The sequence below is a fragment of the Haloarcula sebkhae genome, from assembly GCF_014647415.1.
GTDB classification, from domain to species: Archaea; Halobacteriota; Halobacteria; order Halobacteriales; family Haloarculaceae; genus Haloarcula; species Haloarcula sebkhae.
On the sequence record NZ_BMPD01000001.1, the window covers coordinates 646,872 to 665,150 of the forward strand.

At 63.2% G+C, this 18,279-nt stretch carries 17 protein-coding genes and 2 tRNA genes; 9 read left to right on the forward strand and 10 right to left on the reverse strand.

Features of this window, described 5'->3' with window-relative positions; all coding sequences use genetic code 11:
• Window positions 1-133: 133 nt before the first annotated feature.
• Window positions 134-754: a 30S ribosomal protein S7 gene (locus tag IEY38_RS03400; protein ID WP_188975353.1), complete on the reverse strand. Its 621-nt coding sequence runs from the start codon at window positions 752-754 to the stop codon at window positions 134-136.
• Window positions 755-756: 2 nt separating this feature from the next.
• On the reverse strand, window positions 757-1,185 hold the full coding sequence (locus IEY38_RS03405; RefSeq protein WP_004515440.1) for a 30S ribosomal protein S12: 429 nt from the start codon (window positions 1,183-1,185) through the stop codon (window positions 757-759).
• 470 nt (window positions 1,186-1,655) lie between these two features.
• Here IEY38_RS03405 and IEY38_RS03410 point away from each other — a divergent pair, with 470 nt between their 5' ends.
• Window positions 1,656-4,043: a methyl-accepting chemotaxis protein gene (locus IEY38_RS03410; RefSeq protein WP_188975355.1), complete on the forward strand. Its 2,388-nt coding sequence runs from the start codon at window positions 1,656-1,658 to the stop codon at window positions 4,041-4,043.
• A gap of 57 nt (window positions 4,044-4,100) precedes the next feature.
• Here IEY38_RS03410 and IEY38_RS03415 read toward each other — a convergent pair whose 3' ends face one another.
• The 6 genes from IEY38_RS03415 to IEY38_RS03440 are packed head-to-tail and all read right to left on the reverse strand — an operon-like array spanning window position 4,101 to window position 12,242.
• Window positions 4,101-4,526, reverse strand: coding sequence for a NusA-like transcription termination signal-binding factor (locus tag IEY38_RS03415; protein ID WP_005537133.1), 426 nt, complete (start codon window positions 4,524-4,526; stop codon window positions 4,101-4,103).
• Window positions 4,526-5,713, reverse strand: a complete 1,188-nt coding sequence (gene rpoA2, locus IEY38_RS03420; protein WP_188975357.1) for a DNA-directed RNA polymerase subunit A'' — start codon at window positions 5,711-5,713, stop codon at window positions 4,526-4,528. The genes IEY38_RS03415 and rpoA2 overlap by 1 nt, the downstream gene beginning before the upstream one ends.
• 2 nt (window positions 5,714-5,715) lie before the next feature.
• Window positions 5,716-8,625 (reverse strand): DNA-directed RNA polymerase subunit A', encoded by a 2,910-nt coding sequence (locus tag IEY38_RS03425; protein ID WP_005537131.1) that lies wholly within the window; start codon window positions 8,623-8,625, stop codon window positions 5,716-5,718.
• Window positions 8,622-10,448: a DNA-directed RNA polymerase subunit B gene (gene rpoB / locus IEY38_RS03430; protein WP_023843439.1), complete on the reverse strand. Its 1,827-nt coding sequence runs from the start codon at window positions 10,446-10,448 to the stop codon at window positions 8,622-8,624. Before rpoB ends, IEY38_RS03425 begins: the two co-directional genes overlap by 4 nt.
• Window position 10,449: 1 nt before the next feature.
• A complete protein-coding gene (locus IEY38_RS03435; protein ID WP_004959113.1) occupies window positions 10,450-12,015 on the reverse strand; it encodes a DNA-directed RNA polymerase subunit B'' in 1,566 nt (521 codons plus the stop codon).
• The gene (locus tag IEY38_RS03440) at window positions 12,015-12,242 is read right to left on the reverse strand and encodes a DNA-directed RNA polymerase subunit H (protein ID WP_004959115.1); all 228 of its coding nucleotides are present in this window, start codon (window positions 12,240-12,242) and stop codon (window positions 12,015-12,017) included. Before IEY38_RS03440 ends, IEY38_RS03435 begins: the two co-directional genes overlap by 1 nt.
• 276 nt (window positions 12,243-12,518) lie before the next feature.
• On the opposite strand from IEY38_RS03440, the gene IEY38_RS03445 reads away from it, so the two are divergent.
• From IEY38_RS03445 to IEY38_RS03480, 8 genes are all read left to right on the forward strand, one after another.
• A tRNA-Asp gene (locus tag IEY38_RS03445) sits at window positions 12,519-12,591 on the forward strand.
• A gap of 51 nt (window positions 12,592-12,642) precedes the next feature.
• Window positions 12,643-12,715, forward strand: a tRNA-Asp gene (locus IEY38_RS03450).
• The gene (locus IEY38_RS03455; protein WP_188975359.1) at window positions 12,686-12,856 is read left to right on the forward strand and encodes a hypothetical protein; all 171 of its coding nucleotides are present in this window, start codon (window positions 12,686-12,688) and stop codon (window positions 12,854-12,856) included. Before IEY38_RS03450 ends, IEY38_RS03455 begins: the two co-directional genes overlap by 30 nt.
• A gap of 313 nt (window positions 12,857-13,169) precedes the next feature.
• Window positions 13,170-13,823, forward strand: a complete 654-nt coding sequence (locus IEY38_RS03460) for a hypothetical protein (protein ID WP_005537126.1) — start codon at window positions 13,170-13,172, stop codon at window positions 13,821-13,823.
• A 121-nt stretch (window positions 13,824-13,944) separates the two neighbouring features.
• Entirely contained in the window at window positions 13,945-14,241 is a 297-nt protein-coding gene (locus IEY38_RS03465) for a winged helix-turn-helix transcriptional regulator (RefSeq protein WP_170832126.1), read from the forward strand.
• Window positions 14,242-14,315: 74 nt separating this feature from the next.
• On the forward strand, window positions 14,316-14,804 hold the full coding sequence (locus IEY38_RS03470; protein ID WP_188975361.1) for a metallophosphoesterase family protein: 489 nt from the start codon (window positions 14,316-14,318) through the stop codon (window positions 14,802-14,804).
• A gap of 109 nt (window positions 14,805-14,913) precedes the next feature.
• A complete protein-coding gene (locus IEY38_RS03475) occupies window positions 14,914-15,687 on the forward strand; it encodes a coenzyme F420-0:L-glutamate ligase (RefSeq protein WP_188975363.1) in 774 nt (257 codons plus the stop codon).
• The gene (locus tag IEY38_RS03480; RefSeq protein ID WP_188975365.1) at window positions 15,674-16,651 is read left to right on the forward strand and encodes a 5,10-methylenetetrahydromethanopterin reductase; all 978 of its coding nucleotides are present in this window, start codon (window positions 15,674-15,676) and stop codon (window positions 16,649-16,651) included. The genes IEY38_RS03475 and IEY38_RS03480 overlap by 14 nt, the downstream gene beginning before the upstream one ends.
• Here the strand turns inward: IEY38_RS03480 and IEY38_RS03485 are convergent.
• Both IEY38_RS03485 and IEY38_RS03490 read right to left on the reverse strand, forming a co-directional pair.
• Window positions 16,608-16,826, reverse strand: coding sequence for a hypothetical protein (locus IEY38_RS03485; protein WP_004590669.1), 219 nt, complete (start codon window positions 16,824-16,826; stop codon window positions 16,608-16,610). The genes IEY38_RS03480 and IEY38_RS03485 overlap by 44 nt on opposite strands.
• Before the next feature lie 98 nt (window positions 16,827-16,924).
• Window positions 16,925-18,268, reverse strand: coding sequence for a tryptophanase (locus tag IEY38_RS03490; protein WP_188975366.1), 1,344 nt, complete (start codon window positions 18,266-18,268; stop codon window positions 16,925-16,927).
• Between the last annotated feature and the right edge of the window lie 11 nt (window positions 18,269-18,279).

Consider the following 18,279-nt stretch of genomic DNA (forward strand, 5'->3'; position numbering starts at 1 on the left):
GCCGGCCAGCCCAGTGGCCCCGGTACCAGCGAGCACGCGAAGATACTTGGGGCGAGACCGGCCGTCCCGGCACGGTTTTCGCAGAGATTTCACTGCAGAACAAAGAAGCATAAAGATGTCGGAGACAGCCGGATTAGCGAGCGGCAGCCGCGACGCGTTCTTTTTCTTCTTTCTGGTTAACCGCGTAGGCCTGAACGTCGTCGTTAGCAGCACCGATGAGCTGCTGTGCGAGCGCCTCAGCGGCACTCGTGGTGGTCTTGAACGAGCCACCGTACACGCCCTCGGCGATGAACTTCAGGGCCTGGTCGACACGGCGCTGTGGTGCGACGTCGACAGCCTTCGGGACCGAGATGCCACCGTATTTCAGGCGGACGGTCTCCTCTCGTGGGGCGCTGTTCTCGACAGCACTGACGAGCACCTGAATCGGGTTCTCGTCGGTTCGTTCGTGAACGATTTCGAACGCCTCAGTGACGATCGAGGTCGCGAGCTGCTTCTTGCCCGTGTTCTCGTCGGTCTGCATCAGGCGGTTGATGAGCCGCTCGACGATGCTGATCTCGCTTTTCTTGAACTGCTTGTCCGCGTGACGACCCATCGTGTGGGCGATCGGCGTAACAGTGATGTAGCGCTCGGTCGAGGGGTCGGAGTACTCGATGTCCGCGATCTCCCACTCGCCGAACAGCTTCGCGCGGGCCGTCTCCGACTCGCCTTCCTCAGCCGCATCAGCGTCAGCCTCGGGTGTATCTTCGGCACTCATGGTTATCGGACCGGTTTCTCCGCGTTCCCGCGAACGAGTTCGATGAGAGAGACACCGTTGACCTTCTCGACCTTGTAGTTGACACCGGAGAGGTCGCCCATCGCGCGGCCCTTCGCCCCGCCGATACCCGCGATCGTGACCTCGTCGTGCTCGTCAATGAAAGAGATAGCGCCGTCACCGGGACAGAACGCGGTGACCTGCTTACCGTTCTTGATGAGCTGGACGCGGACACACTTCCGGATAGCGGAGTTAGGCTGCTTGGCCTCGATTCCGACTTTCTCCAGTACGATACCTCGTCCCTGGGGCGCACCCTCGAGTGGGTCGGACTTCTTGCCCAGGCCGCGTTCGCGACGCGCGTAGTCAGTGTCGGACCACCGGTGTTTCTGGCGGTCCTTCTTGAGCTTGCGCGCGGCGTACTTGCCGTTCGCCATAGTAGGCACTGGTACCTTTCGGAGGTACTTAAGACTCCTCTTTCGGACTCAGCCGGTAGCGTCGGCGTGTGTGGCGTTCTGTGCCATAGACGGGTGAAAAAGTACGGTGGATAACGCGGGGTGGGCCACAACAACGGGAGAGAAACGGTCAGCACGGTGTTTCAGCCGGGATGAGGTGTCACGTAGTACTCCCGCCGTCCGTCGGGAACCTGCTCTCTACAACCTCGTCCGCGTGTCGGAGTCGACTGATACTATCGGCGGTAACCACTTCGATGGAGAGATAGCCTGAATTGACAAGGCAATTCACAGCCGCATAGCCAACAGTCTGCACGCCAGAAGCCACAGGTCACGGTGCCACAGCCCGTCAAACGGAGGGGACAGCACGCGCGTACGGAATCAGGTGTGATAACTGGGCAGGTGGTTTCTAGTACCGGCGCTTGAGTTATTCAGACAGACCTGCCGTAGTAGCTATGAAACTTGAACAACGTCTCCCAGATGTCGTCCGGCAAACGTATCTCCGGAAGCTGGCGCTTATCATTCTCTGTATCGCCCTGCTCGTTGCAGGTGTTAGCGTCACCGCGGAGCGGACGGTTGCAGACGAACTGACAGAACAGCGCGAGAACGAACTACAGACCGGGGCCGTCCAGACGGCCACGACAACGGCTGACTGGGTTCGGAGCCAGCGAAATGCCGCTCGAACCCTCTCGACGCTGTCCGACGTTCAGGAGGGGAGTCCGACGATGATCCGTGGCGCGTTACAGCGGCAAGCGTTCTACCAGCCGGACTCGGTGTACGCCATCCACTACGTCAATGAAGAGACTCTGGAAATCAGGGAATCGTCGCTGAGCGACCGACGGGAGACGTCGCTCCGGACGGACGACTTCGCGTGGGAGGGCGGGAGCCTCTCGGTCACCGGGTCGAACTCGGTCGATATGTCGAAAGTGTACACCTACGATGGGGGGAAGTACATCGCCTTCGCGAGCCCGGTCGCCCGAAGCGACAAACTGGTCGTCGTTGTCCACAACGTGACCGCGCGGACGGCCCAGTTCCGCAACTCCATCGAGGGCGGTGAAACGCGGATCATCCGACAGGACGGGACGGTCCAATTCGCCGAGGACGCCTCGACCATCGGCACGCAGTACAACGTCTCCGCCAACCTGACCGCACTCACAGCGGAAGACAGCGGCGTGGCCCGGAGCGGGTCGTATCTGGTCGCCGCGGAGTCCGTCGACGACACGCCATGGATTGTCATCAAGCAGGCCCCGAAATCGACCGCCTTCGCACTACGTGACAGTATTCAGGGGAGCTTTATTGCCATCATCGGCGTCTCGCTGGCTGGGTTTGCCCTTATCGGCGTTCTTGTCGGTCGCGGCATCATGCAGTCACTCAGACGGCTCTCGACACAGGCGGAAGCCCTCGCGGTTGGGAACTTCGACACCGACATCGAACAGTCTGACCGCCTCGACGAGGTCGGCGACGTCCAGAACGCCTTCTACGATATGAAGACGTATCTCGACACCGTCGCCGCACAGGCGGACGCGCTCTCCAGACAGGCGTTCGACGACCCCGCACTCGACGAGGATGTCCCCGGCCAACTCGGAACGTCGCTGTCGAACATGCACGGGAACCTCGAATCGTTCATCAGCGACCTCGAACAGGCCCAGCAGGAGGCTGAGGAGTCCAAGGCGGAGGCAGAAGAGATAGCAGGAACGCTCGAACAGCAGGCCGAGGAGTTCTCGGCCGTGATGCGGAAAGCAGCCGACGGCGACCTCACTCAGCGGCTGGATACCGACACGGACAACGATGCGATGGCCGATATCGCCGCGGCGTTCAACGATATGCTCGCCCAGCTCGGCCAGACAGTCATGCGTATCCGGGAGTTCGCCGACGACGTGGATGGCTCCGCCGGCCAGATCACCGCAAGCGCTACTGAGGTCCGTGGTGCCAGCGAGGAGGTCAGCGAATCCGTCCAAGAGATCGCCGACGGCGCAGAGACGCAGTACGAGAACATCGAAGAAACGGTCGACGAGATGTCCGGGCTCTCGGCGACGGTCGAGGAGGTCGCAGCACAGGCCGACGAGGTTGCGGCCACGTCGAACGAGGCCGCCGAGATCGGCGAAACCGGCAGTGAGCGCGCATCGGAGGCTATCGAGGTGATGAACGATATCGAGGGACGAGCAGACGAAACAATCGACCGCGTCGAGTCCCTCGACGAGGAGATGGAGCAGATCGGCGATATCGTCGACCTGATTGACGACATCGCCGAACAGACCAATATGCTCGCCCTGAACGCCTCCATCGAGGCCGCCCGTGCCGGTGAAGCGGGTGAAGGGTTCGCCGTCGTCGCCGACGAGATCAAAGGCCTCGCACAGGAGACGACCGAAGCCACCGAGGAAGTCTCGACGGTTATCGAAGACGTGCAGGACACCACCGGCAACGCCGTGACCGACATCAGACAGATGGGCGACTCCGTCACTGATGGTATCGAGACCGTCGACGACGCCATCGAATCGCTTGAGGCCATCGTCGACCGCGTCGAAGAGGTAAACAACGGCATTCAGTCCATCAGCGACGCTACCGACGAACAGGCCGCGACGACGGAGGAAGTCGTGGCGATGACCGACGAGGTCGGGACGATCAGCGAGGAGACCGCCTCCAGCGCCGAGAACGTCGCCGCCGCGGCGGAGGAACAAACCGCGACGATCAACGAGGTCACCAGCGGTATCGAATCCCTGTCGGACCAGGCCGGCGACCTCAGTGAACTCCTGCAGACGTTCGATGTCGAGAGCGGAACCACACACAGTGATACCGACGTGTACGAGCACGACGCGTCGGATGTCTCAGTGGGCGACGACTGAACGCAGTCGCTTTCCGGTAAGCTTTAGAAAAGGACGATACGAGCGGGACCGCCCCACTCAGGTCAGTTCGATACCGTCGATCTCGAAGTGTCGCTTCGCCAGTTGCCGAGCGGCATCGATATTCCGCCCTTCACGGCCGATTGCAGCCCCGCGGTCTTCCTGTGCCACTTCGACGTAGGCGACGGTGTCGTCGTTCTCCGAGACGGTGACGTTGTACACCGCGGCCGGCGCGAGCGCGTTGGCCACGAAGTCCTCGGCTGTCTCGGCGGCTTCGACGAGTTTGACCTCGCGGCCCAGACGCTCCTCGACGCGCTCGACCGTCTGGCCACCCGGGCCGATGGCGTCAGCCATCTCCCCGCGTTTGACCAGATACACCACCTGGTCGTGGTCTTCGTCGACGATGCAATCCCGGACGGTGACGGCTGCCTCGTCCTCGAAGAGGGCGACCAGTCGACGTGCTTCGTCCGAGAGTTCGACCCGCATCAGTCCTGGGTCGTACCCATCCGGAGGTTGACGTCACCGGTGCCGAGTTTGATCGGCTTCCCGACGATGACGTTCTCCGTGACGCCGTCGAGTTCGTCGACCTCGCCGTGGATGGCGGCGTCGAGCAGGTGATTGACCGTCACCTCGAACGCTGCACGGGCGAGCACGGAGTCTTTCGACCCCGAGATGCCGTGGCGGCCGATGGACTCGATAGTCCCCTCGTTGGTCATGATGTCGGCCACGAGCATCAGGTGCCGGACGTTCACGTCGTCGAGCCCCTGCTCTTCGAGCGTGTTCATCGTCTCGTTGATGAGCGTCTCGCGGGCCGCTTCGACGCCGAGTTCCCGGTAGATCTCGTGGATGTTGTTACACGTGGTTCGGGAGGCGTCGACGCCCTCGATGTCCAGCACTTCGCCGAAGTCCGACCCCTCAGTGTAGAGGACGAACTCCTCGCCGTTGTCGGTCTCCTCCTTGCGGATGACGACGCGGGTAATCTCCTCGATGCCCTTGAAGACGATCTCCCGTAGCTCCTCGACCAACTGCAGCAGGTCGCGGTAGCTGGGTTCCTCCGGGCCGAACTCGATGACCGTGCCGGCCTGCCGGGTCGAGACGCCGAGGTTCGACTCGATCGTCTCGGCGATCTCCTCGGCGATGGCGTCCGTGTCGTTGACCGTCGGCCACCGCTCCAGCAGCGTGTCCTCGTTGAGGTCGATCTCAACGAGCATGTCCGCGACGTTCGTCGAGATGTCGCCCAGCGCGAGGATGCGCGTCGCCTCGATCTTCCAGACGACCTCGTGGGCACGCTCGCGGTCCTCGGCGTACTCCTCGTCTAAGTGGACCGTCATCATCGGCGTGTCCGGCGTCTTCCGGGCGTCCACCAGCTCGATGAGCCGTGGCAGGCCCTGTGTCACGTCGATCTCGGCGACCCCCGCATAGTGGAACGTGTTCATCGTCATCTGCGTTCCCGGTTCGCCGATAGACTGGGCCGAGACGGTCCCGACCGGGTCCAGCGGGTCGACACGCGTGTCGAGATAGCGCGTCTCGACGGCCTTGGCGATACGGTCGGCGTCGTCGACGCCGACGCCGCGTTCCTCGATAGTGCTGTACACTTCGTCTTTCAGCCGTCGCGGCAGCTCAGTGTCCTCGACGACGGCTTCGATGTCTGCTGATACGTCGTGTGCTGTCATTGTTAGTCGTCACCCTCGGCCATCCACCAGTCGTCCGCGTGCTCCGAGAGGTTGGTCCGCTCGGTGCGGGTCCCGAGGAAGCTCTCTTTCTGCTTCTCGCTCTCGAACTCCTCGTCGAGGACGCTGTCGGCGATCTGCTCGACGTCCACGATGTCGCCGTCCTGATTCGAGGACACGTCGACAGGCGACGTCCCGTCCTCGCCGAACTCGAACTGGACGATGGTGTCCGAGGTGTCCCGGACGGTCCCGTCGTACTGCGTTTCGAGTTCAGACAGGGCGTTGATGAGACGGCGCTGCAGGTATCCGGACTTCGACGTCCGGACAGCCGTATCGACCAGACCCTCGCGGCCACCCATCGCGTGGAAGAAGAACTCCTTCGGGCCGAGCCCGGAGCGGTAGGAGGCCTCCACGAAGCCGTGGGCGTCCGCCGAGAGGTCGTTCTCCTCGAAGTGTGAGAGGGTGCGGTTCTCGTAGCCGCGGTTGATCCGCTCGCCACGAACTGCCTGCTGGCCGACACAGCCGGCCATCTGGGTCAGGTTCAGCATCGACCCACGCGCACCGGACTCGGCCATGATGACGGCCGGGTTGTCCTCGCCGAAGTGGTCCTCGGCGATGTCACCGGCGGAGTCACGTGCCTTGCCCAGCGTCTGCATGATCTTCATCTCGAGCGTCTCGTCGACGGTCCGACCCGGCAGTGATTCGAGCTCGCCGCGGTCGTAGGTCTCGATGAGCTCCTCGACGCGGTCGTACGCGCTGTCGATGGCGTCGTTGATCTGCTCTTCGGCCTCTCGCGGGATGGACTCGTCGTCGATGCTGATGGAGAACCCGAAGTGCATGATCGACCGCATCGCCAGCGCCGAGACCTCGTTGACGAGAATCCGGGCACGGGTCCGCGAGTAGTCCTTGGCGATGGTGTCGACGATTTCGCCGCCGAAGGCGCCGACGGCGTCCTCGTCGATGGTGCCGCCAGTCATCTGGCCGTCCTCGACGACGACCGTGTCGCCGGCGGAGGACGTGAACTCCAGGTTCAGGTCGTCCGGCAGCAGTTCCGAGAACAGCGAGCGGCCGGTCCAGTACTCCTCGCCGTTCTCGTCGACGCCGTCGGCCTCGGGCAGTTCGTCGATTCGGGTCGCCCGGAGCAGGTCGAGCGCCTGCGTCTCGTTGAACTTCGGATTAGTGTGGGTCAGCAGGTAGGTCCCGCTGATGTGGTCCTGAATCGCGCCGATGATGTTCTCGCCGAAGCGCGGGGAGAGCATCTGTTCCTGCACGCGCATGAGGACGCGGGCCTCAGCCCGGGCTTCCTCGTTTTGAAGCGCGTGCATATTCATCTCGTCCCCGTCGAAGTCAGCGTTGTACGGCGGACAGACGGTCGTGTTCAGCCGGAACGTCTTGTACGGCATCACGACGACCTCGTGGGCCATGATGGACATCCGGTGCAGCGACGGCTGGCGGTTGAAGATGATGATGTCGCCGTCGACCAGGTGGCGGGACACTTCCCACTCCGCTTCGACCTTCTCCGCGAGTTCCTCGCAGTTCTTCTCGGTCACCTTCAGCCGGCGGCCGTCCGGCCGCTTGACGTAGTTCGCGCCGGGGTGTGCTTCAGGCCCGTTGGAGACGTACCGTCGCGCTTCCTCTAGGTTGCGCTCGGTGACGTTCATCGTCTGGGTCATCTCCTTGGCGACTCGGTCCGGCACACCGACCTCGTTCAGCGAGAGCGTCGGGTCCGGCGAGATGACGGTACGAGCGGAGAAGTTCACGCGTTTCCCGGACAGCGAGCCACGGAAGCGGCCCTCCTTGCCTTTCAGGCGCTGGGAGAGGGTCTTCAGCGGCCGGCCAGAGCGGTGTCGCGCCGGCGGCGTGCCCGAGATCTCGTTGTCCATGAACGTGGTGACGTGGTACTGTAGCAGTTCCCAGAGGTCCTCGATAATCAGCTGTGGCGCACCCGCCTCGCGGTTCTCCATGAACCGCTGGTTGATGCGGATGATGTCCACGAGCTTGTGAGTGAGGTCGTCCTCGGAGCGCTGGCCGTTGTCCAGCGTAATCGAGGGGCGAGCGGTGACCGGCGGCACCGGCAGCACCGTCAGAATCATCCACTCCGGTCGGGAGCGGGCCGGCTTCATCCCCAGCACTTCGATGTCCTCGTCCGGGATGTCCTCGAACCAGTCCCGGATATCGCTGGGCATCAGCTTGTTCATGTCCTCCTCAGTCAGGTCGACCGACAGTGCCTTCTCAAGCGCCTTGCGGTCCTCCTGCCGGGGTCGGAACTCGCCGCTGAGTATCTCTTGGACGCGGCTGCTGTCGATACCGGTCTCCTCAGAGAGCTCGATGGGCGAAATCGGCTCCTCGGACTCCTCCATCGCGGCAGCGATCCGCTCGGGGTAGTCCGAGGCCAGCACGTCCTGCACCTCGTAGTAGGTGGTCGGCTTCTCGTGTTTGATGTCGTACTGCTTCTCGCCACAGAACGGACAGCGGTCCTTCTTGCGGGCCTGCCGGATGGCGGCCTTGGTCACGTCGTTGAGGTCGCGACCGAGGTCCTGAGTTCGTGTCAGTCGGTCCGCGAACTCGTCGCGTTCGTGCTCGTCGAGACAGAGCCGGGAGCACTCCCGGCAGGTCCCCCTCAGGAGCCGGCGGATGAGCTTCGCGAAGCCGACGTGGATGACGGGCGCAGCGAGTTCGATGTGGCCGAAGTGGCCGTTACACGACCCGCTGTGTTTCCCGCAGGTCTTGCACTCCAGCCCGGGGTCGATGACCCCGAGTCGCGGGTCCATCAGCCCCATGTCGATTGGGAAGCCGTCGTCGTCGTACGTGTCGGCCGTGATCACTTTCGTGGCCGACATCTCTCGGTACTCCTCTGGGTCCATCAGCCCGAAGCTGAGCTGACCGATTTCCTGGGGTGTCTGTTGTGAACTCATACTGCGTCCTCCAGTTCGATCCGCGGGGCGATTCCGAGCGCCTTCATCTCGTCGAGCAGGAGCTTGAACGCATAGGACATCTCGACCTCGTGGATGTCAGTCTCCTCCTCGCAGTTCGGACAGTAGATGCGCCGTTGCTCGACGTTCTCGACGGCGGTCATCCCACACTGTCCACAGACGTTGATCCACTCGCGGTCGGACTCATCGAGCAGGCGCTCCTTGAGCGCCATCGCCGCACCGTGCCCGATGAGCACGTCCCGCTCCATCTCACCCACACGGAGGCCACCCTCGCGGGCGCGCCCCTCGGTCGGCTGGCGGGTGAGCACCTGCACCGGCCCACGCGAGCGGGCGTGCAGTTTGTTCGAGACCATGTGGTACAGCTTCTGGTAGAAAATGTCGCCGACGAAGATCTCGGCGTCGATCTTTTCGCCGGTAACGCCGGAGTACATCGTCTCCTTACCGCTGGAGTCGAAGCCGTGGTCTTCGAGCGAGCCACGGAGCTCCTCCTCGTCCTCGCCGGTGAAGGCAGTGCCGTCGACGCGGCGGCCTTCGAGTGCACCGACCTTCCCACCGATCATCTCGAGGATGTGGCCGACAGTCATCCGCGACGGCAGCGCGTGCGGATTGATGATGAGGTCCGGGACGACACCCTCCTCGGTGAAGGGCATGTCCTCCTGCGGGGCGATGTGGCCGACGACACCCTTCTGGCCGTGCCGTGACGCGAACTTGTCCCCGAGTTCGGGGATTCGCTCGTCACGCACAGAGACCTTGGAGAGCTTCGAGCCGTCCTCGCCTTCCATCAGCGTAACCGTGTCCACGACGCCAGATTCGCCCGAACGCATCGTCACGCTCGTCTCCCGGCGCTTCTGCGGTGAGAGACCACCCATGTCGTCCGGCTCTTCGAGGAACCGGGGCGGGCTCGTCTTGCCCAGCAGGACGGCGTTCTCGCCGACCTTCGTTTCGGGGTTGACGAGGCCGTCGTCGTCGAGGTGCGTGTACGCTTCCTCGCCGCGTGCGCCCCGTACCTCGTCGTCGGGAATCTCGAAGCGGTCCTCCTGACCGCCGGGGTAGCGCCGTTCCTCGCCCTCGTACGTGCGGAAGAAGTGCGAGCGGGCGAGTGCGCGGTCGACCGACCCCTGGTTCATCACGAGTGCGTCCTCGATGTTGAACCCCTCGTAGCTCATGACGGCGACGACGAAGTTCTGTGCCGCCGGTCGGTCGTCGTAGCCGATCTGTTCGGTGGTCTGGGTCTTGACCATCGACAGCTGCGGGTAGTGCAGCAGGTGCTGGCGAGTGTCCGGACGAATACGGTAGTTCGCCGACGGCAGGCCAAGCGACTGCTTGATCATCCCCGACCCCATCGTAATCCGGGGCGAGGCGTTGTGTTCGGGGTAAGGAATCATCCCGGCCCCGATACCGAACATTAGCTGCGGGTCGACTTCCAGGTGCGTGTGCTTCTCGGTGAGTTCGTCCTCGTCGACGCCGACGAGGATGTCCTCCTCTTCTTCGGCGTCGATGAACTCGACGAGGCCGCGCTCGACGAGCTCCTCGAATTCGAGCTCGCCCTCTTTGACCTGCTCGACTTCCTCGTCGGTCATCAACGGCTCGCCGTCCTCGACGACCAGCAGCGGGCGTCGGGCACGGCCGGCATCGGCGTTGATGATGACTTCCCCGGTCCGGTTCTTGACCGAGACGTTGACCATCTGGGAGACGTCTCCCCGTCGCCGCGCCTGTCGTACCTGTTCTGCGAGCTGTTCCGGGTCGGGATGTGTCCCAACCAGACTACCGTTTACGTATACTTTGGCTTCGCGTCCCTGACTCATGTTAATCGTCCGCGGGCTGCTGTTCGATCGACTCGATACCGGGGATGCCCTGGACCCCCATCTCTGCGAGTTCCTGTTTGAGACCCTGTGGGTCCGATACGTCCTGTGACAGCTCCATCGCCTGGGCGAAGTTCTTCACCAGCCCACAGTTGGGGCCCTCCGGCGTCTCGGAGGGACAGATGCGACCCCACTGGGTCGCGTGCAGGTCCCGTGCCTCGAAGTGTGGCTGGGAGCGACTGAGCGGCGAGCGCAGTCGGCGGAGGTGCGACAGCACCCCCATGAAGTCGGTCCGGTCGACCAGCTGGCTCACGCCGGAGCGGCCGCCAACCCAGTTCCCCGTCGCGATCGGGTGTTCGAGCCGCTCGGTCAGCACGTCCGAGCGAACGACCGTCGAGACGGACAGCTGGCGGTTCCGCATGTTGGCCCGTTCCAGCTGGTATTTCACGTCCCGGGCAAGCTTGTTCAGCGCCGTCCGGAACAGGTCGGTCATCAGGTCGCCACTGACCTTCAGGCGCTTGTTGGCGTAGTGGTCCTTGTCGTCGGATTCACGGCGGCCCAGTGCCAGTTCGAAACACGCCTCGGCCATCCGGCAGAGGTAGAACGCCTTGTTGATGCGGACCTCTTCTTCTTCGACGCCTTCCTCGTGCAGATGCGGGAGGAGATAGCGATCGATGACGTAGTTCGCCCGCTTGAGTTGGTAGTTCTTGCCCTGCCCGGAAGCGACACGCTTGCCCAGCGTCTCGATGGCTTCCTCGGTCGTCTGGACCTCGGCCTCCTCCAGGTTCTCCAGCATGAACTTCACGATCTCCGGGTCCTCGCTGACGCGGTGGACGATCTCCTCGTCCGATTCCAGCCCCAGCGCGCGGACCAGCGTGACGAAGTCGATACTGCCCGAGACGGACGGGAACGAGACTTCCAGCAGTCCGTCCCGCGTTCGTTCACACAGCACCAGCGCGCGGTAGCCACGGCGCTGGGAGAACGTCTTGGCGACCTGCACCTCGTCGCCGTACTTGGTGTCGTATTCGGCCAGAATCTTGTTCGGGGCGAGGTCCTCGCTGGTCATCAGCACCCGCTCAGAGCCGTTGACACAGAAGTAGCCACCGGGGTCTGCGGGGTCCTCGCCGATATCGATAAGCTCCTCGTCGGTGAAGCCCGCGATGTTACACTTGTTCGACCCGACCATGATGGGCATTCGCCCGATCTTGGTCTCGGTCCGGTCGACGACTTCCTCCGGTTCTTCCTCGCCACCGCGGACGATGGCCATCTCCATGAACACCGGCGCGGAGTAGGTGATGTTGCGGAGACGGGCTTCCTGCGGGTACAGCAGTTCCTCGCTACCGTCAGCTTCGCGAACCCGTGGGGTGACGACGCGGACATCGCCCAGTTCGACCCACACCGGTTCCTGCCCTTCCTTGTCACCGATGTCAGTCTCGATGGTTTCTTTCTCGTCGACGACCTGCTGCATCCCTCGGTCGAGGAATGCGTTAAACGAGCGGAAGTGGTGTTCGGCGAGTCGTTCCTTGGCAAAATATTCACGCGATATAGCGCGGCGATCTTGTGTGTCCATTATTCTACCACCAGTCGGTACACGACGGCTTCATCCGTCGTTCTGGAGTCGCGGACGATCCGAACCACGTCACCGACTTCGGCATCATCGGGCAGCGCCTTGTCGGTACGCTTGATCTTCGGAAGGTCCGTCTTCTTGATTTCATACTCGGTGAGTACTGCTTCGAGGTCGTCCTCGTCGACGACACTGTGGTCTGGGACGAGGTCGTGTTGACTTACATCTACCATGTGTGTGCGTGTGCGTTTGGCCTGCTGCTGGAGAAGGTGGCTGTCACGAGATACTACAGGGTCATACTGTCGGGGTTCATATAACACTTGCCAAGTCGCTCTGCCGTGGCTATCGGACCCGCCCACCCTCACGGCCTGCGGGCGTGGTTGCTCCTACCAACCACATGAAGCAGACCGGACATAGAACTTTGGGTCCCGTCATGTGCATTCATCCCGAGGCGGGTCGCTTTGGAAAGTCTTAATACCGACACCAAGGTACGAAGAAATGCAACGAAGGCCCGGATGGTGTAGTGGCCCATCATACGACCCTGTCACGGTCGTGACGCGGGTTCAAATCCCGCTCCGGGCGTTCCTATTGCAACCCAACTGACGAGCACCGTGCAGTGTGTGCTCGTAGGCTGCCCGGATGGTGTAGTGGCCCATCATACGACCCTGTCACGGTCGTGACGCGGGTTCAAATCCCGCTCCGGGCGTTTCTCTCTAACCCAACTCCCCAGCGAGGCGTTTCGTCGCCGAGCGACGGCGAGTTCGAGGAGAAAGGGATTTGCATCACGCAAACGCGAGCGCAGCGAGCGTTTGCCCGGGTTCAAATCCCGCTCCGGGCGTTCCTCTGAAATCAACTCGACAAGCGACGCGTTTCATCGCGATCGCTCTACATCTCACCCCAGTACACACTTTAGTAACTATACAGTAGGCAGTAAACACCGCCTACTGGTCGATAAGACGGCATATACTGATATCACACACCCGGCACAATAGCAGACGTCCGGGGAAATGTTCCCCTTGGCCTGTCATAGTGTCCGTCCACCGGGGTCGGACGTGCTATCACTTCACGCGGGGCGGCATATGTTTTGTGTTGGTTGTAAGGCGTGCCGATTAGCGGCTGCCAGCGACAAACTGTTTACGAGGCCCCGCAAAAGAGGGGCCATGGAGGACGTGGATGGCGAGGAGATGCCCGGCGCGATCGTCGAGGCGTTCCTCGAACGCGAGGAGGGCGTCCGGGCGCTGCTTGAGGAACTGGAGAAGCTCACTATCGAGGGCCGCCACGAGGAGGTGCGCGACCGGGTTCGCAATCTGGCGGACAGCGACGAGTCAGTGTTTTACACCGTGGCGTTCAGCCTCACCAACTCGCGGCAGTTCTTCGGGGACGTAGAGGCACAACTGGACGTGACCGCCGCGGACCGGCTTCGGGACCTCGCCGACACGTTTCCCGCGCTGGCCGAGCCGTTCAATATCGTCCGGACGGAGCGGGCGGACGACCGCCTCAATCCGGTGACAGACACGAGCTACGCCGTGAGCTACCACCGCGGCGTCGAGTCACCAATGGTGACCTACAGCCCGCTGTCGGGCGAACAGGAGCTGTACGAATCTCGCGGGACACCAAGCGAGGTGTTGCGGGTGGCGTCCGACCTCACGAGCGCAACGACCGACGCGCTGGACGTGGCGATGGACAACGACTACTCGGTCAACACGGAGGAGTTGAGTGCGCTCATCGACCGCCGCGAGGAACTGGAAACCGAGCTGAGTAAGCTCCGGGACCAGCTCGACGAACTTCGTCGCACGCCAGTTTCGGACGAGTAGCGACTGACAGTTCAGAGACGGATTCGTAGAACGGTACAGAAGGACAACCCGCGTCGCAGTGCCGCAACTGAGGCGTTTATGTGTCACGACCCTAAATGCACAGATACGATTTGCTATGGGAATGGACCGACTAGAAGACCAAGTCGAAAAGGAGGGGCGGGACCTGTCGATCCTCGAAGCCGTCATCGAAAACGGGCCGATCGGTATCGTTCGGCTCGCCGAGGAGACAGGGGTCCCGAAACACAAGGTACGGTACTCGCTACGGATGCTGGAAGACGACGAACTCATCGAGCCGACGCCACAGGGCGCGATCCCGGTCGACAACATCGACGAGCGGGTCGCAACCATCAACGGCGGCATCGACCGGCTGGTCGAACAGCTGGACGGGCTGCGAGACGTGTTTTCGTCCACAGAGTAGCGCCGCCGGGACGAGCAGTCGGGACCCGTTTCCGTGGCAGTAACCCTTTTCGAACGCCGACGTGATGGGTCGGTATGGATGTCGCTCTCATCAGCGATTCGCACATCCCCTCCCGGGAACACGAGATTCCGCCGTCGTTCCGGGAACGCATCGAGGTCGCCGACCACGTCATCCACGCCGGTGACTTCGACAGCAAAGGGGCGCTTGCTGATATCCGCCACATGGCGACGGCACTGACCGCCGTCTCGGGCAACATCGACCCACAGATAGGGTTGCCGGAGCGGGCGACAGTCGAACTCGGCGGCGTCACGTTCGTCGTGACACACGGCACCGGATCGCCGCAGGGCTGGGCGGACCGTGTCGCCGCTGCGGTCCGCGAGGAAGCCGACAGCAGCGCCGTCGGCGTCGCCGGCCACACCCACGAACGTGTGGACACCGTCTACGAGGGTGTGCGACTCCTGAACCCCGGCAGCGTCACGGGCGCATCGCCGGCAGACCGTCCGACGATGCTGACCGCGACAGTCGAGGACGGCTCGATTGACGTGGCCCAGTACGAACTGTAGCACGGTTAGTGAGCGCCGTCGCGACCGCGATGTACCGGCAGCTGTTGCCACTGTTGTCCGGCTTTGCAGCGAACGCGGGTCTTTTTCGGGCAGAGACCGCACAAGTGGTATGGAAGTCTTCGCGGTCGAGGGGCTGCCCGAGGTCCGCCCTGGCGACGACGTGGCCAAGCTACTCGTCAGACAGGCCGACCTGCGGGACGACGACGTGGTCTGTGTCGCCAGCACTATCGTTTCCAAGGCCAACGGACGCGGGCGGTCGCTGTCATCGTACGAGCCAAGCGAGCGTGCCGAGCGCATCGCAGCGACCATCGAGGACATCGCCAACGAGGAGAAGGATCCGCGGATGGCCCAGGCGATTCTCGACGAGTGTGAGGAGGTGCTGGTCGAAGCCCCCTTCATCCTCGGCGTGACGGAGTTCGGGCACATCACCGTCAACGCGGGCATCGATCGCTCGAACGTGCCCGGCGCGGACCTCCTCTTGCTCCCCGAAGACCCAACAGCAGAGGCCGAAGCGATCCGCGATGGCATCCGCGAGCGGACGGGCGTCGAACCCAGCGTCATCGTTACCGACACGTCGGGGCGACCGTTCCGCCTCGGCCAGCGCGGCGTCGCACTGGGTTGGGCCGGGCTCTCTGCCTCGCGAGACTGGCGGGGCGAGCACGACCGCGACGGCCGCGAACTCGAAGCCACCGTTCAGGCCGTCGTCGACGAACTCGCCGCCGCGGCCAACCTCGTCACCGGCGAAGGCGACGGCGGAACACCCGCCGCAGTCGTCCGCGATTTCGACTTCGGCGACCACGCGGGCAGCGAGCAACTGTTCCGCGACCCGGAGAAAGACGTAGTCAGACAAGCACTCAGAGAGTGGTCCCATGTACGCGATTGAAATTACCCCGGAACACCCGGTCGCACAGCTCGCCTCGTTTGCCGAACAGGCCGAATCGAACGCGCTCGACGCCGTCTACGTCAGCCATCACTACAACAACCGCGATCAGTTCATGGCGCTGACTGCGATGGCCGAGCGGACCGATGAGGTGCTGCTCGGTCCCGGTATCGCCAACCCCTACGAGACGCACCCAGTGACGCTGGCCTCGCGGGTGGCGACGCTTGAGGAACTGAGCGACGGCCGGGCCGTCTTCGGTATCGGGCCGGGCGATAAGTCGACGCTCAGCAACCTCGGCTTCGGCCACGACGACGCGCTACGGCGCGTACTCGATACGTTCACGACCGCGCGGAAGCTCTGGAACGGCGAGCGAGTCGACCACGACGGGACGTTCGAAGCGGTCGACGCCGGGCTGAACTACGAGGTCGGCGATATTCCGGTGTACGTCGGCGCACAGGGGCCGCATATGACCCGGATGGCGGCGAAACACGCCGACGGTGCGCTGTACAACGGGGCACACCCGAAAGACCTCGCGTGGGCACGCGAGCAGGTAGAAGAGATGGCCGACGAGCGGCCCAAGGAGTATGGCGAGTTCGACCTCGCAGCCTACGCCAGCGTCTCGATCGCCGAAGACGAGGCCGAGGCACGGGAGGCCGCCCGGCCACCGGTCGCGTTCGTCGCCGCGGGGTCGCCGCCACCGGTGCTCGACCGCCACGGCATCGACCACGAGGCCGCCGACGACATCGGACAGGCAATTTCGGCCGGGGAGTTCTCGGCCGCGTTCGAGGGCGTGACAGAGGCGATGCTGGACGCGTTCTGTATCGCCGGGACGCCGGAGACGGTGGCCGAGCGCACGGCGGCGTTAGAAGAACACGCTGATAGCGTGGTGTTCGCGTCGCCGCTCGGGCCGGACGTCGAGACGGCTATCGATTTGCTTGGGGCGGTCCTCGACCGCCGGAGCCGCTGAACAGCGAAAGGACGGCCCCCAGCGACAGGTACCCGAAGAAGACGACCGAGACGGTCGTGATGACGGCACCGACGGCGAGCATGAGTGCCGCCAGCGGGTCGTTCAGTGCCACGTCGAGGAACCAGCCGGGCATGTCGATGATGCTCTGGAGCAGTTCCGACAGCAGTCCTTGCATTACTTGAACGTTCGTGTGGCCCTACTTTGCGTTTGCGTTCCCGGTCACCTCGTGGACGCCCGGGAGTCGCTATCGCACAGCATCACAGGCGAACGACCCTACGCAACGGGTTCGAGTTCGGCTGAGAAGTGCCTGAGTTCTTCCATCGGAGGCTCCCAGACGATTTCCAGACCGGAGTACTCCTCGCGATGGTCACGAACACGTGCAGCGGTTTCCGCGATGTGTTCGAGGTGTTCGCGCCAGTACGTTCGGCGAGGGAGGGCGAGACGGACGAGTTCCGGACGATCGGTCTCGGGGAAGGCAAAGGAGCCGAGTTCGACTGTCCGGACGCCGCCTTCGCGGTAGAGTTCGCAGACGAGCCGCTGTCCGGGGAACTGGTCGACAGGAATATCCGGGAGCAGGGTGGCCGCATCGATGTAGACGGCGTGACCGCCGGTCGGCGTGACGATCGGGATATCGCGCTCACGCAGAAGGTCGCCGAGGGTCGCGACCTGTTCGATCCGCTCGGCGACGTAGGGCGGCTGGACCGCCTCCCGCAGACCGGTGGCCATCGCTTCAAGGTCACGACCCGCGAGGCCACCGTAGGTTGGGAACCCTTCGTACAGGATTGCGCGCTGTTTGCACTGTTCGAACAGGGCAGCGTCGCGAACGGCTGTGAACCCGCCGATGTTTGCGAGTGCGTCCTTTTTGCCACTCATCGTGATTGCGTCGGCAGGACGTAACTGCTCGCGGGCGATCTCACTGAGGGGCGTGTCGGCGTATTCGGGGTCCCGCTGTTTGATGAACTGTGCGTTTTCGGCGAACCGACAAGCGTCGATGACGAACGTTGCGTCGATTTCTGTGGCGAAGGCGGCTGTCTCGCGGATGTTCGCCATCGACACCGGCTGGCCGGCAGCGGAGTTGTTCGTGATCGTCAGGACGACGGCCGAAACAGCGTCCTGTCCGTGCTCCTCGACGGCATCCCACCCCCTCTCTGTGGAGAAGTTTCCGGCAAACGTCCCGACGCTATCAGTGGTCAGGTCAGTTTCCGCCGGACAGTCGACCGCGGTCGCGCCCTGATTCGTCACATGTGCGCGGGTAGTGTCGAAGTGCGTGTTGTTGAGAACGACGTCACCGTCGTCCAGTAGCGCCCCGAACAGGACGTTCTCCGCGCCGCGGCCCTGATGTGTCGGGACCACGCGGTCGAATCCCATCACGTCGGCGACCGCCTCACTGAAGCGTTTGAACGAGCGCGATCCGGCGTACGCCTCGTCCCCTCGAACCACGTCCGCCCACTGGTCGTCACTCATCGCCCCAGTCCCAGAATCAGTCAACAAGTCGATAAAGACATCATCCGCGGCGAGGTTGAAGACGTTGTGTCCGGCCTCGGTGAGCGCAGTCTCACGTCGGTCACGGGGCGGAAGCTGTATCGAGGTTACCGATTTGGCCTTGTACGAGCGCATACTGTGTCGCA

Coding starts and splice junctions, on each gene's coding strand:
- IEY38_RS03480 (WP_188975365.1), top strand. CDS start 15,674: ATGTACGCGATTGAAATTACCCCGGAACACCCGGTCGCACAGCTCGCC.
- IEY38_RS03435 (WP_004959113.1), bottom strand. CDS start 12,015: ATGGACACACAAGATCGCCGCGCTATATCGCGTGAATATTTTGCCAAG.
- rpoA2 (WP_188975357.1), bottom strand. CDS start 5,713: ATGACAGCACACGACGTATCAGCAGACATCGAAGCCGTCGTCGAGGAC.
- IEY38_RS03490 (WP_188975366.1), bottom strand. CDS start 18,268: ATGCGCTCGTACAAGGCCAAATCGGTAACCTCGATACAGCTTCCGCCC.
- IEY38_RS03440 (WP_004959115.1), bottom strand. CDS start 12,242: ATGGTAGATGTAAGTCAACACGACCTCGTCCCAGACCACAGTGTCGTC.
- IEY38_RS03410 (WP_188975355.1), top strand. CDS start 1,656: ATGAAACTTGAACAACGTCTCCCAGATGTCGTCCGGCAAACGTATCTC.
- IEY38_RS03400 (WP_188975353.1), bottom strand. CDS start 754: ATGAGTGCCGAAGATACACCCGAGGCTGACGCTGATGCGGCTGAGGAA.
- IEY38_RS03415 (WP_005537133.1), bottom strand. CDS start 4,526: ATGCGGGTCGAACTCTCGGACGAAGCACGTCGACTGGTCGCCCTCTTC.
- rpoB (WP_023843439.1), bottom strand. CDS start 10,448: ATGAGTCAGGGACGCGAAGCCAAAGTATACGTAAACGGTAGTCTGGTT.
- IEY38_RS03470 (WP_188975361.1), top strand. CDS start 14,316: ATGGATGTCGCTCTCATCAGCGATTCGCACATCCCCTCCCGGGAACAC.
- IEY38_RS03465 (WP_170832126.1), top strand. CDS start 13,945: ATGGACCGACTAGAAGACCAAGTCGAAAAGGAGGGGCGGGACCTGTCG.
- IEY38_RS03425 (WP_005537131.1), bottom strand. CDS start 8,625: ATGAGTTCACAACAGACACCCCAGGAAATCGGTCAGCTCAGCTTCGGG.
- IEY38_RS03460 (WP_005537126.1), top strand. CDS start 13,170: ATGGAGGACGTGGATGGCGAGGAGATGCCCGGCGCGATCGTCGAGGCG.
- IEY38_RS03485 (WP_004590669.1), bottom strand. CDS start 16,826: ATGCAAGGACTGCTGTCGGAACTGCTCCAGAGCATCATCGACATGCCC.
- IEY38_RS03405 (WP_004515440.1), bottom strand. CDS start 1,185: ATGGCGAACGGCAAGTACGCCGCGCGCAAGCTCAAGAAGGACCGCCAG.
- IEY38_RS03475 (WP_188975363.1), top strand. CDS start 14,914: ATGGAAGTCTTCGCGGTCGAGGGGCTGCCCGAGGTCCGCCCTGGCGAC.